Source organism: Neobacillus sp. GCM10027624, assembly GCF_042675345.1.
In the GTDB taxonomy this organism is placed as follows: Bacteria; Bacillota; Bacilli; order Bacillales; family Cytobacillaceae; genus Neobacillus; species Neobacillus cucumis_D.
In genome coordinates this window covers 1-12,074 of sequence record NZ_JBHTHD010000003.1, presented here as the reverse complement: position 1 = coordinate 12,074, position 12,074 = coordinate 1, and the positions used below count along the sequence as shown (strand labels likewise).

General features: G+C 36.4%; 12 protein-coding genes. 1 reads left to right on the top strand and 11 read right to left on the bottom strand.

Translation table 11 applies throughout. The annotated features are described in order from the left end of the window. Positions 1-64: 64 nt before the first annotated feature. The 6 genes from ACFQZ9_RS05035 to uraD form a co-directional block, all read right to left on the bottom strand. A complete protein-coding gene (locus tag ACFQZ9_RS05035) occupies positions 65-355 on the bottom strand; it encodes an IDEAL domain-containing protein (RefSeq protein WP_498942618.1) in 291 nt (96 codons plus the stop codon). Positions 356-427: 72 nt separating this feature from the next. Then, a complete protein-coding gene (gene hemA / locus ACFQZ9_RS05030; protein ID WP_498943585.1) occupies positions 428-1,792 on the bottom strand; it encodes a glutamyl-tRNA reductase in 1,365 nt (454 codons plus the stop codon). Positions 1,793-2,013: 221 nt separating this feature from the next. After that, positions 2,014-2,532, bottom strand: coding sequence for a thiol peroxidase (gene tpx, locus ACFQZ9_RS05025; RefSeq protein WP_498942617.1), 519 nt, complete (start codon positions 2,530-2,532; stop codon positions 2,014-2,016). 42 nt (positions 2,533-2,574) lie between these two features. Beyond that, positions 2,575-2,928, bottom strand: a complete 354-nt coding sequence (gene uraH / locus ACFQZ9_RS05020; RefSeq protein WP_498942616.1) for a hydroxyisourate hydrolase — start codon at positions 2,926-2,928, stop codon at positions 2,575-2,577. Next, on the bottom strand, positions 2,925-3,896 hold the full coding sequence (pucL, locus tag ACFQZ9_RS05015; RefSeq protein ID WP_498942615.1) for a factor-independent urate hydroxylase: 972 nt from the start codon (positions 3,894-3,896) through the stop codon (positions 2,925-2,927). Before pucL ends, uraH begins: the two co-directional genes overlap by 4 nt. Positions 3,897-4,004: 108 nt before the next feature. Then, on the bottom strand, positions 4,005-4,505 hold the full coding sequence (gene uraD / locus ACFQZ9_RS05010) for a 2-oxo-4-hydroxy-4-carboxy-5-ureidoimidazoline decarboxylase (protein ID WP_498942614.1): 501 nt from the start codon (positions 4,503-4,505) through the stop codon (positions 4,005-4,007). 208 nt (positions 4,506-4,713) lie between these two features. On the opposite strand from uraD, the gene ACFQZ9_RS05005 reads away from it, so the two are divergent. After that, positions 4,714-5,442, top strand: coding sequence for a PucR family transcriptional regulator (locus ACFQZ9_RS05005; protein ID WP_498942613.1), 729 nt, complete (start codon positions 4,714-4,716; stop codon positions 5,440-5,442). A 34-nt stretch (positions 5,443-5,476) separates the two neighbouring features. Here ACFQZ9_RS05005 and ACFQZ9_RS05000 read toward each other — a convergent pair whose 3' ends face one another. The 5 genes from ACFQZ9_RS05000 to ACFQZ9_RS04980 all read right to left on the bottom strand — a co-directional run bounded on the left by ACFQZ9_RS05000 (position 5,477) and on the right by ACFQZ9_RS04980 (position 11,801). Continuing rightward, complete coding sequence (locus tag ACFQZ9_RS05000; protein WP_498942612.1) at positions 5,477-6,709, bottom strand: PucR family transcriptional regulator; 1,233 nt, start codon at positions 6,707-6,709, stop codon at positions 5,477-5,479. Positions 6,710-6,740: 31 nt separating this feature from the next. Then, positions 6,741-8,069: a nucleobase:cation symporter-2 family protein gene (locus ACFQZ9_RS04995; RefSeq protein ID WP_498942611.1), complete on the bottom strand. Its 1,329-nt coding sequence runs from the start codon at positions 8,067-8,069 to the stop codon at positions 6,741-6,743. 366 nt (positions 8,070-8,435) lie between these two features. Beyond that, positions 8,436-8,675 carry a hypothetical protein gene (locus ACFQZ9_RS04990; RefSeq protein ID WP_498942610.1) on the bottom strand — a complete coding sequence of 80 codons (240 nt, stop codon included), beginning with the start codon at positions 8,673-8,675 and terminating at the stop codon, positions 8,436-8,438. Between the two features lie 1,356 nt (positions 8,676-10,031). Then, the gene (locus ACFQZ9_RS04985) at positions 10,032-10,691 is read right to left on the bottom strand and encodes a cysteine hydrolase family protein (RefSeq protein WP_498942609.1); all 660 of its coding nucleotides are present in this window, start codon (positions 10,689-10,691) and stop codon (positions 10,032-10,034) included. A gap of 246 nt (positions 10,692-10,937) precedes the next feature. Further along, positions 10,938-11,801, bottom strand: a complete 864-nt coding sequence (locus ACFQZ9_RS04980) for a YxiH-YxzG fusion protein (protein ID WP_498942608.1) — start codon at positions 11,799-11,801, stop codon at positions 10,938-10,940. Between the last annotated feature and the right edge of the window lie 273 nt (positions 11,802-12,074).

Genomic DNA, 12,074 nt, shown 5'->3' with positions numbered 1-12,074 from the left:
CAGATAATTCTGCAAAAATATTTAAATTTGAAATAATACTTATGCTAGTTTAAAGTAGCAATATTCATAGTTTCTTTACTATATGCCTACCTTTTTCAATTAAGCTTTGTTGTTGGTGTCTTAATTTTTCATACGTAGCGGACAATTCCAGAAATAAAGGCTTATCCATTGATGTAAGAGCATCATTAATCTTTTCCTCTAGGAGCGTAATTTGCCGGGTGACCATTGCTTCATCCAAGACCATTTGTATATACATATCAAGATTTGAATTCACATCTTGAGTTTTCTTTGATGAATTAAGCGATTTCATAATCTCACTATATGAAGTGCTTTTATACGGTTTTTTCTTTTCCATTGCAAATCACCCCTAATACCTTTTTATATGATCATCTTTTTCTTATATATATCATCCTTATTCCACATTTATTCAAGAGTGGACAGGAATATTCCCAAAGGTAGTAGAAGGATGTAATACATTAATTAGGTGGTTTGGCTTTGAATTAAATTTTCTCGCATTATGTTGTTCGTCTACTTCTTCCTCTAAAGAAAAAAGTTGAATAATAAGGTCCGAAATTTCTTTTTGGTTTGAATTAGTAGCAACCATCTGTTTCATTCCAATTAAAGGTGAATGCATCATTTGGGTAACGATGCTTTTTGAATATTTACGAATAATTTTTCGTTCCCTTTCGGTTAAACCTGGTAACTTATTTTCAATTTGACTGATAGCCTCTTCATAGATTGCTAATGATTTTGAACGAAGGGCAGCCATAATAGGTGTAATGTCCAATGTGCTTAACCACGCCTTAAAGGTCAGCAATTCCTGATCTATCATATCGTTGATTTTTTCACGTTCTTGAGCTCTTTTTTCTAGATTGGTTTCAACAATACTTTCCAAATCGTCGATATCGTATAAGAAAACATGATCAAGGTTATTAATTTTCGGATCAATATTTCTTGGAACAGAAATATCAATCATGAATAAAGGGCGTTGTGTTCTTTTTAGGTTAATAGTTTCCATATCTTTTGCAGTGATGATAGGTTCTTTCATATCAATCGAACTTATAATAATATCAGCTTCGATTAGTACATCGTGAATTCGGTCCATTGTTTTGGTGCCAGCACCAAATTTCTCTGCCAATTTCTTAGCTCGTTCATATGTTCGATTCACAACAATTATTTTATCTGCTCCATTTGCGTGAAGATGTTTTACCGTTAATTCTGCCATCTCACCTGCACCTAAAATAACAGCAGTCTTGGAATGTAAAGGACCAATAATTTTTTTTCCTAACTCTATTGCAGCATAACTAACAGAAACAGCATTTCTGCCGATATCCGTTTCGGAATGAACATGTTTAGCAAATGTAATGGCTTGGTTAAATAATTTATTAAATATAGTACCTGTTGCTTGATGACTGTGGCTTCTAGTATAAGCTTCTTTAACTTGTCCTAAAATTTGAGTTTCTCCTAGAACCATAGAATCAAGACCACAGATAACGCGGAATAAATGCTTTACAGCTTCATCATTTTCTTTTAAATATAAATTATTTGTAATCTGTAATTTGTTTGCCTCAAAAGAATCGGTAAGAAATTGGATGATTTTATGCTTAACCATATGTGTTTCATCTACAACTGCATAAATTTCAGTTCGATTACAGGTTGACAAAATTACACACTCTTGAAGACCCTCAGTTCGATACAGAGATTCAATAAAATTGGAATAAGACTCTTTTTGTATTTTAAATTTCTCCCTAATTTTTACAGGTGCTGTGCTATGATTCATACCTAAAACCATTATTTCCACATGTACCACTCCATTTTTAAACCATTCCGGAAAAAGATAAGATCATAAATATTGGAAGGAAGTGCGGTAAACTTAGAATCATATTTACCGCACTCATAAATTTTATAACTTTTTTGTAAATTCAGTTAATTTGTAATAGATAACTATTAAAAATATAAATTTTACTCCAAGTGTTTCTGCGTAATTTAATTGAGAAGTACTGTTGCTAAAGTCTATTTTGCAGCTTTGACCGCTGTTAAAGCTGCATCGTAATTTGGATGATTCGTTACTTCAGAAAGGTATTCCACATAGGTCACAATATTTTGGGAATCTACTACAAAGACAGCCCTGCTTTCCAAACGATGCTCCTTCATGTAGGTCCCATATGCACTGCCAAATGACATACTTTGATGATCCGATAACGTTTGAACATTTTGTATTCCTTGTGCCCCGCACCATCTGCTCTGGGCAAACGGGAGATCCGCACTAATTGTTAATACGACGACGTTTTCACCAAGCTTTGCCGCTTCTTCATTAAAGCGTCTAGTCTGCTGGTCGCATACAGCGGTATCAAGGGATGGGACGACACTAATCAGTCGTACCATATTATTTGAATCTGAAAGAGTTACCTTTGACCTGTCGTTCGCCAAAACCTCAAAGTCTGGTGCCTTATCACCGACTTTAATTTCTGGTCCAATAAGTGTAACGGGATTACCTGCTAATGTGGCTCTTCGAGTGCGTTCTGTTATCATAAACTCTGTCCTCCATTTCAAACCGTAAAGAAGATTTATTAATCAACTGCCGCGATAGGTACTATATCCGCCTGGTGCAACTAACAGCGGGACATGGTAATGACTGTCCGGGTCCGCAACACCGAACCTTAATGGGACTTTATCAAGGAAGGGCAGCTCGGGTACATTGACACCTTGAGATCGAAAATAATCAGCCACGTAAAATAGTAATTCATACTCCCCGGTTGTTAGTTGATTATCGTTTAATAAGGGGGAATCCACCCTGCCATCACTATTCGTATTTACTGACTTGATAAAAGTACGCTCCGGTCCAAGTTTCCAAAGATCTATCTTTAATCCTTTTACTGGCATACCTTTTGCCAAATCTAAAACATGGGTTGTTAATCTGCCGCTCATGCCTCTACCTTTTGTGGAGAAACTGCTAATCCTTCATTCTCAAGGTCTTGGCGGTCTACAACAAAACCTTGGAAACCGTACGGTGGCCTTGGCTCTGTAAATACAGCACCATTAGAATCTGGAATTTCAACAATCGTTTCCCATGTACGGTTATTAGATAAAAACTGTACTTCTGCAAGCTGCGGGAAGCGTTGAAGAATACGTAAACCTACACGGTATATTAAATCTTGGATGGATTTTGTTTCTGCCTCATGGAAAACAGAAGCAGTAATATCACGAATTTGTTCAGCTGGAACATAAACAGCCGGATCGTCTGAAACCGCATCCTCATTATTGTTGTAACGATAATGGATATCTAAGTAGATATAAAGCGGACGATCCTTTGCTTCCGGCAAGGTAGTATATTCATCATGAATAAAACCGTAGAATGAACTGCCGGATACTTTAATCAAGTGAAGATTCCTAATACCGCTTTCTTGCTTTACAATTTTATTTCCTTTCTCAGTCCGTTGTACCTTTACAGTAGTCGTGATTAATTCATTTCTTGAATGTCTGTAAACTAGCGGACTTGCCTCTAATTGATCTTGTCCGGCAACATTTACCGTTTCAAAGGGAACTTCATCGGCAGTAATTTCAACAGCAGTAAGGTGTGCATAAGTGTTAAGGAAGCGATTACAAACAAATGCTAAAAATCCCTCAAAAGTCGGTCCATGGTACTGTGCTGCTTGGCGCAAAATAAAGTTTTTCATAGAATCAGTAGCAACAACACGGCTGTTGTCCGCTTTCGTAAATGATTCCTCAAAATCCCCTTCAAGAGCAATCTTAGCATTCATTCCAAAAATAACGTTATTGCGGCCAGTAAAGCCTGACTCAGGAATTGATTTAATACCTTCAAGCGGGGTTTGATAGGTCCGGAAAACAAATACATCACCTTTACCATAATACATAACTCTTTCCTTTGAACTCATAAAAACTCCTCCTTCTATTTTTAAATCATTTAAAATCTAAATCAACGGTAGCCCGTTCATTTACAAAAGAATGGAAGAAAGCTCTGGCATTTTGTTATTACCTCTAAGCTAGGCGTTAAGAAAATCCTCTAAGCGAAACAAAGCTATTTTATAGATTTGTTCCAGAGCTTCTTTAAGTTCAGCCTCAGGTCCATTGTGCAGCCGTTTTTTCAACATCTGCTTTATGGATTCTTTGTTTTGGCCTTTTACTGCCATGATGAAAGGAAATTCGAATTTGTCTGTATATGTCTTATTGAGTAAAAGAAATTCCTCATGTTCTTCTCTTGAAAGCTGATGAAGGCCTGCACCCGCTTGTTCTTTAACTGATGCATCTGCCATTTGAACTCGCCCTGCCAAATCAGGGTGTGCCCTCAAGAGAGCAAATTTTTCATTTAGATCAGCCTCCTGAACCACATGAACCATCGTCCGATGCAGTTCAGATATAGAATGAAACGGTTGATTTACCCAAGCCTTTTCCGCCACCCACGGTGAATGTTCAAAAATCCATCCAAGAGCTTCGGTAAAAGCAGCTTGATCAAGTTCATTCATTTTTGCCAGCTTCCTGCTCATATTTTTCATTCCTTTCTATTTAGAGACCCCCTCTCTCCTAATAAACTACTCATTTAATAGTTATTAAGGATTAATTTAATTTTAATAGGATTTATTATTAGGGTCATTAGCCGAACCTGACAAATCTGACTACTTTCCATTGTGCTCTGAGCACACCATAAGGTAAACTATTGATAATTAGAAACTTCTTATAAAAGGAAGTGGAACCATGAAGTTGACTTTAGCAGAAGCACTAAGCAGCCCTCCATTAAACACTTGTAAGATCGCTGCAGGTTTTAATGGAATTTCCAACTATATAACATCAGTTAATAGTTTCGACGCCCCTGATGTTATTCATTGGCTTAAAGAAGGAGATTTGGTCTTAACTACGGGGTATGTTTTCAAAAATGAAGAAGCTTCATTAATTAAATTGGTTCAGGATCTAGCAAAACGGAAGTGTGCAGGACTGGGAATCAAAACCAACCATTTACAACGCTCACTGCCTTCTGAGATGATTTCAATTGCGGATGAATATTCTTTTCCCATCTTTCAAATTCCAGATGAACAATCGATAGCTGATTTAGTTCTTGCAGTACTAAGGAAAATATTAGCAGTTCAGTCCGAAGAGACGATGGAAGAGGAAAAAGAAATTGAAATCTATTCGTTACTGCGATATATCCCAAAAGATGTTCTAGAAAATTATTATACTCACTTACTGTCTCCATTAATTGAATATGATCAGTTGAATCATTCGGATTTCATCAAAACACTATCGGTATACCTGAATAGCTGTCTAAAACCGACAGAAACGGCTCATACACTGGGTATTCACCGCAACACCGTACACCAGCGTTTGCCAAAAATTAAAGAACTTCTTGGTATGGATTTTAACAATGGAGAGAATATTTTCAAATTACAGTTGGCCTTATGGAGTTACCAATATTCCGAGCAAAAATAAAAAGGGCCGGGAATCATTCCGGCCCTAAAAATCTTTAAATCATTGACTTTATTTCAACTTCATTTGAACAAGGCAGCAAGTCGAGCATCCTTGCAATTCGCAACCCTAATTGGAGGCGAAATGTCGTCTTGCTTTCATTTAGATCAATACCCAATAATTCCTCAATTCGTAAAATCCTAAATTTCACTGTGTTTCGATGTACAAAAAGAACATTCGCAGTTTCTGCCAGCTTGCCGCCGCTTTCCAGGAATGCCTCTAAGGTCTGCAGCAGATTCGAGTTATTTTCTTGGTCATATGTAGTTAGCACTTCTAGTGTACTTTTAACATAGTTTTTTAACACGTCATCTGATAACTGCTGAAATAAACCTTCAGGTGCATAATCAGCGTATTCATAAATGGCCAAATTCCTGTAGTCTGAATTTGTTTTTCCAAAATGAACAGCTTCCTTAGCTTCCTTATAGCTTTTATGTATTCTCGAGAGTTGTATACATGATGAACCTATTCCGATTTGAATCACTTGTTTGGGAAATTTCTTTTGAATTTGATTTCCCAGAAGTCTTGCAGTTTTCCTTGCAATAGCGGCAAGTTCTAGCGGTTTTTTTAGATTAAGAGGATTTAAAATCACTGAAAAATCTTTATTGTTAGGAATCATTAGTAACTTTGCATTTACTTTGTTTCCAATCTCGTTTGCCATTTGAGCAAAGGTGGTTTGACTAATAACCGGTTTATCTCCATGATAGGGATTAACTGATATCATCATCGCAATATAATTGGAGTTAGGCATGAACTTATATTGATGGGAGATTAATTCTAGATCTCCATGCTCGAGTGGATGGCCCATAATTAGTGAGACTAAAGAATTTTTCTTATTAAACAAATCTTCATAACTTACAATCTCTTTCGTTACCGAAAGAAGCAGGTCAGATAAAACAATATCAGATGATAATTCTATTAAAGGCAGACCTAAGCGATCTGCCTCCTGTAACATAACTGCAGGAATTTCAGAAAAAAACCTTTTTACTTTAATAGCCAAACCAGCACAATGTTTCCCGGCGAGGTCATTGAGCAATTTAATCTGAGTATCCTGTTGATCTTTAAAGACATACCCGGTTGTTAGCAGCAAATCACCTCGTTTTAACCATGATGTATCGGGAGCATCCATAATGCTGACAGAACGGATGCTGTTATTTCCCCCTCGATCCCCCGCTATGATACGGCTGCTACCAATTACCTGCAGCTTTAAAAAATCAGATACCAGAAATGACATTGTTCACGCCCCCATTTTATAAAAACCTGTTCTATTCAGCATCCAATATGGCTTCTGCTTCTACTTTCTCGAATCCATGAAAATGCCCTTCTTGCAAACTACCATTTAACAATGCGTTTAATATAACAAGAACTAATGCACCAACTACAACGCCATCCCCAATTAATAAATGAAGAGTTTGTGGAAGATGAGTAAAGGCAGTGGGGACACCTTTTATTGCTAATGCGATACCAACGCCAATAGCAATTGTAATTTGATTAGATGGCAAAGACATATCCGCTTTCCCAATAATTTTTAATGCAGCTGCAATTAGCATGCCAAACATCGGGATCATGGCCCCACCAAGAACAGGAGCAGGAATCATAGTGGTGAGAGCTCCTACTTTTGGTACAAGACCTAAAAATACAAGAATAATCCCGGAAGCAACCAAAACACTTAAATTTGTTACTTTCGTAAGCATAACCAGCCCGACATTCTGTGAAAAAGTCGAATGGCTGAAGGAATTTAGGATACTACTAATAAATGCCCCAATTCCTTCTGCACGTAGTCCTTTTTTAATATCGGCTTCGCCAATTTTCCTATCTGAAAATTCACCAAGTGCCATAAATACGCCAATACTTTCAATCGCAATAATAAAGGAGATAATAACCATTGTAATAATGGCAGAAAGGTGGAATGTAGGTGTTCCAAAATAAAATGGCGTGACAATGTTAAACCATTTTGCTGTACTTACTGTTGAAAAATTCACCATTCCAAAGAAACTAGCTGCCACTGTACCAATGATCATCGAAATTAAGACAGAAATTGACTTTAAAAATCCCTTAAAAAATGTGTTGAAAATTAAAAAGCAGAGTAAGGTAAATGCAGCGATGAGCAGATTCTTTGGATCCCCAAAATTTTCAGCTCCTTGACCGCCAGCAGCATTAGCCATCGCAACAGGCATTAAGGTAATACCAATTATGAGAATCACAGAACCCGAAACAATAGGAGGGAAAAACTTTGCCAACTTACCAATAAACGGGGCACAAAGGGCAATTACTATTCCTGAAACCATAACTGCCCCGAATACACCTGTTATCGAATATGCCTTGCCAATTGCTATGGCAGGATCAAGAACGATAAAGGATACGGCCATTAAAGCGGGTAATCGAATACCGGCGATACTCCCAAAACCAATTACTTGGATTAAAGTCGCAATACCGCATGACAATAAATCAAACGAAATAAGATAAACAAGCTGTTGTTGTGTCAATCCAAGTGAATGGGCTACAATTAATGGGACTGCTATAGCACCGCCATACATAACACAAACATGCTGAAATCCTAACGCAATTGTTTTACCGAAGCTTAATTTTCCCATCCATGTTCCTCCTTGATATAAGAAAATATTGGAGTTGCATTTTTCACAAAGCCGGGGCAACTTTCATTAAACAACAAACTACTTACTGAATATAAATAATATTCAGAATTATTCGGACAACAAAATCAAAACTATGAATCACATTTGAGATTGATTCAAGAATTCACCTTTGACATTAATTCTTTATCTTTATATACAACAGCTTCATAGATAGACATATTTACTCCCTTTTAATCAAAAATTTACATTATTTTTGAGATGCCCGTGGAAACGCTGTCAAAAAAAGATTTAATTTATCATTCTGCGTAACTTGCCAAAATTCCTCCCTTTTTTATAATTCACAATCGTTTTTTATTAAGAATAAATCTAAGAACAATGCATTAAACTCTTGCCCAGGCTTGGACAAAAGCCGTTTGGATTGTGCACCTTCCACATCCGAATTTTCATTTCCACTGGTTTTACTTCAAAGACAACAACATATTGTGAGCCCTCACTGATATAACCAATTTCTAATAATACCTGTAAATGCTCTGTTAATTCTAATACATTCACTTCACTTCCCGGATAACCAAACCCAGGATGCTGATCACCCCATGCAGGATTCAATTCGTACCATCATGCCTGCTTCCGTCATCCATTTACTAACTAATTCCTTACCTTCACGAAACTCCTTTGTAAAAGACAATCAAGTTACACCGATTGAAAGCACAGAGATTGCCGTTAATTTATTCATTCTATTTGAAATCCTCTGACCAACAATTTGTCTATTACTGTAGGACAATTCACTTCCCCCTTCCCAAAATGTAATGATATGCCATTTGTTGCTCATTAAGGAACATTGTTCCAAAATATATTTATAATATTAGCACCAAAAATTCCTAATTTCAATATTTTTCTGATTATTATTTAATAATTATTACAAAAAGTTAAAGTATGTTTTTTTTACACTTCAAAGAGTTTCCTTTCAACTTTCCTAGAATAACTTTGTAAAGTTTAGGTTTTTAATTTTTATAAACTCATGAAATTAACTTTACAGAAATTACTTATTATGAATCAAATTTACCGTAAATTGAACAAAAGTCCGCTAGTACTTTCAGTCAGTTGACACAATAATGAAAAGGATTCACCTTCTTTTCCTTAGTTCAAAATCGTAATCTAATACAGAATAGGATATATGAGTGACGAAAAGTAAAAGTCAGGCTATGGAATGCGTTAAACCTAACAACGATCGTATTCGGGTAAACAGTTTCAAAAGAAGCACCTAAATAGAGCTAAAAATTACGGAACAAGAAAGCAAGGGATACTGGCTCAGGTCTATTAATCTATTAGTTGATATAAAGTGAAAACCAAAATCCATTACCCTTCTCTTTCGAATTTCATGTTTGTTTGGAAATTACAGGCCGTATGTAGATGCTAAAAAAGATATTGGCTCTTCTATGACCTTATTTAATTATGTAAGAGATTTTTGTAATTTCTTTAATTGGCTTAAAACGGAAGGAATTATGATGTGTGATCGAATTAAGGATATTCCCCAAGAGGTCTATCTTCACTCACATTAGATGAAGTAAGGAGTTATTTTCAAATTTTTAGCGAGGAAAAAATTTAAAGTATCAAAAGATGAAACAAAATAAATTAATCCTAAGGGTAGGTAAATATCGAATAGACCGAAAGTTTTTGCCGGAGGGTGCAACTGAAATATCCGTACCGGATACAGCAGAATTTACTTTTAAACAGATAAAAGCACGCGCTAATATAAAATAGCGTGTAGGTATCGCCTACTAATAATATTCTTATACTATTTCATATTAGATTAACCCGTTTGTTCAAAAGGAAAAAGGGATGCAGCAATAATCAATAAAACAGCGACAGGCTAGAACTTTTTTTTCTCATCCTAGGCTACCACTGTTTTTATTGTTGGGGTTTGTCAAAATAATCATGGTCGTTTTTTTGTCCATCAACCGTTTAGGCCAAAAACTGGGGGGATTGGGGAGTGTGCATCCGCCAAAAGGAAAAAACCTGTTCCGTATCTGCCACCATTCCAAAATAGGTATCTACGGTTTTTAAGGTCATATCGTGTTCTTCCTGCGAAAAAGCAGCGCAGGCATCTTTCATGAGCACAATTCGATAATCCAGCATAAACCCGTCTCTGGCGGTTGATTCCACACAAAGATTCGTGCTGACGCCTGTTAAAATCAAGGTTTCGATTTTAAGAGTTCGCAATATGGACTCCAGCCTAGTATGAACGAATCCACTGTAACGATGCTTCTTCACAATGATGTCATTCGGCTGCGGTTCAACTTCGTAAAATTCCGCTCCCCAACTCCCCGTCTGGCAAATCGGGTTGACACCATCCGGAAAGCGGGAAAGCCAAACCTCAGAATCAGTCGACTTCTCATGGTTCGTCTGCAAAAAAATGATTGGAACAGAGTGCTCTCTTGCCCCAGCTAATAAGCTGCGCAAGCTCGGCAGTATTTTTTTGACCGCGCTGACGTCGCTTCCGCTTTTAGCAATTGCTCCATCAGGATGGCAGTAATCGTTTTGCATATCCACAACGATGACGGTCGTGTTTTTCCGTTCCAAGTTCTCATTTAATTTTTCCAACCTTTTCACCCCCTTTACCATGCTTATTATTCCTATTCGATGCTATCAATATTACAACATGCAAATTAGGTCTATTACCCCGGTTATGGTGCGATTCGATTCCCTCCCCCAAAAAATCTAATCTGTCAATAAGCAGGTAAACGAGAAAACATTTGAATCGATAAAAAAACTTTGTGAAGAAATATACTTAAACTATTCTGCCCCGTTAGTGGAACAAGAAAAAGCTGCCGAAGCAGCTATATTCCTCTAACTCTTACACCCGTTACTTTAAATATTTTCCTTCAAAAACTGTTCATCTTCCATATTTATTAAGTAAACATCCCTCCCCTTAACTAAGAACAATTTGCTTCCTCTGCCAACGGCGTATTCATATTTCAGTTCTTCTCCATTCTGATCGACGGTTTGAAATGTCTTTCTTTGCTTGTCCCTTAAAGAATACAAATACACCAGTGCTCTATCATCATAACCATGACTAAACAAAACAAAATCGTTCAGGAAAGCAAATGCATGACTCCCCTTTATGTGTATATTTGGAAAAATATCATAGCCTGTCTTATTTAATTTTACAAGTGGAAAGTCATAATAATAATATATAATTGTACTTTCTGAAGTTACATTTAAAGCATAACAATCGTCTATGAAAGGAACCTTTCTCCCTGTTTGTATCACAAAATCAAGATAATTAAATGTTTGTAATCCTTCTTTATCAAAACATCTTAAACCTGAATCCATATTTTCATCGAAATAACTTACCCATATATCTGAATTTTTTGTGGTTTGTACATCTTGAATTGCATCATCAAACGAAAAGGTCTTCAATACATTTCCTTGAATGTCAAACAAAGTGGCGTTCCTCAAATACCCTTCTTCTTCGTCGGTTCTTGCACTAACCATTAACCAATTCTCTTCAAGAGGTTGAGCAAAATCAAATGCTTCCGATACCAAAGGAACATTGATTTCATTTATTTCTTGATTTAAAAAATGATATATCTTATGCAAATACTTACCTTTTGCATCTTTTTCTGTTAATAAAATAAGATTTCCATCGAAATCGACACTAATTCTAAAATCGTCAAATCCACCAGCTATATGTTCTATGTTAATATAATGGCTAGCTTTTATATTATTCATTTTTCCCCCTAAAAATCATAATCAACACTTGATAACATAAGCACCCGTTTGTTTAAGAACAATTTTTCACAATCTTTCAGTTCTCATCCCATTCCAAATACCATTATTGTTTCAAACGGACACTGTATAATCTCGTTGCCTCAAGACTGCCTTCCATTTCAAAGATTCCATTTACAATCAACTTCTTCAACCGATAGCCATCCATGAAGCGCAAAAATCAGCGCTTCACCACAAAGAATGAAAAAGGTATGGAAGGGTCAATACTGATAAAGA

Bases quoted from the DNA above. Each gene is read 5' to 3' on its own strand.
- ACFQZ9_RS05035 (WP_498942618.1), bottom strand. From the start codon at position 355: ATGGAAAAGAAAAAACCGTATAAAAGCACTTCATATAGTGAGATTATG.
- hemA (WP_498943585.1), bottom strand. From the start codon at position 1,792: ATGGTTTTAGGTATGAATCATAGCACAGCACCTGTAAAAATTAGGGAG.
- tpx (WP_498942617.1), bottom strand. From the start codon at position 2,532: ATGATAACAGAACGCACTCGAAGAGCCACATTAGCAGGTAATCCCGTT.
- uraH (WP_498942616.1), bottom strand. From the start codon at position 2,928: ATGAGCGGCAGATTAACAACCCATGTTTTAGATTTGGCAAAAGGTATG.
- pucL (WP_498942615.1), bottom strand. From the start codon at position 3,896: ATGAGTTCAAAGGAAAGAGTTATGTATTATGGTAAAGGTGATGTATTT.
- uraD (WP_498942614.1), bottom strand. From the start codon at position 4,505: ATGAGCAGGAAGCTGGCAAAAATGAATGAACTTGATCAAGCTGCTTTT.
- ACFQZ9_RS05005 (WP_498942613.1), top strand. From the start codon at position 4,714: ATGAAGTTGACTTTAGCAGAAGCACTAAGCAGCCCTCCATTAAACACT.
- ACFQZ9_RS05000 (WP_498942612.1), bottom strand. From the start codon at position 6,709: ATGTCATTTCTGGTATCTGATTTTTTAAAGCTGCAGGTAATTGGTAGC.
- ACFQZ9_RS04995 (WP_498942611.1), bottom strand. From the start codon at position 8,069: ATGGGAAAATTAAGCTTCGGTAAAACAATTGCGTTAGGATTTCAGCAT.
- ACFQZ9_RS04985 (WP_498942609.1), bottom strand. From the start codon at position 10,691: ATGGTAAAGGGGGTGAAAAGGTTGGAAAAATTAAATGAGAACTTGGAA.
- ACFQZ9_RS04980 (WP_498942608.1), bottom strand. From the start codon at position 11,801: ATGAATAATATAAAAGCTAGCCATTATATTAACATAGAACATATAGCT.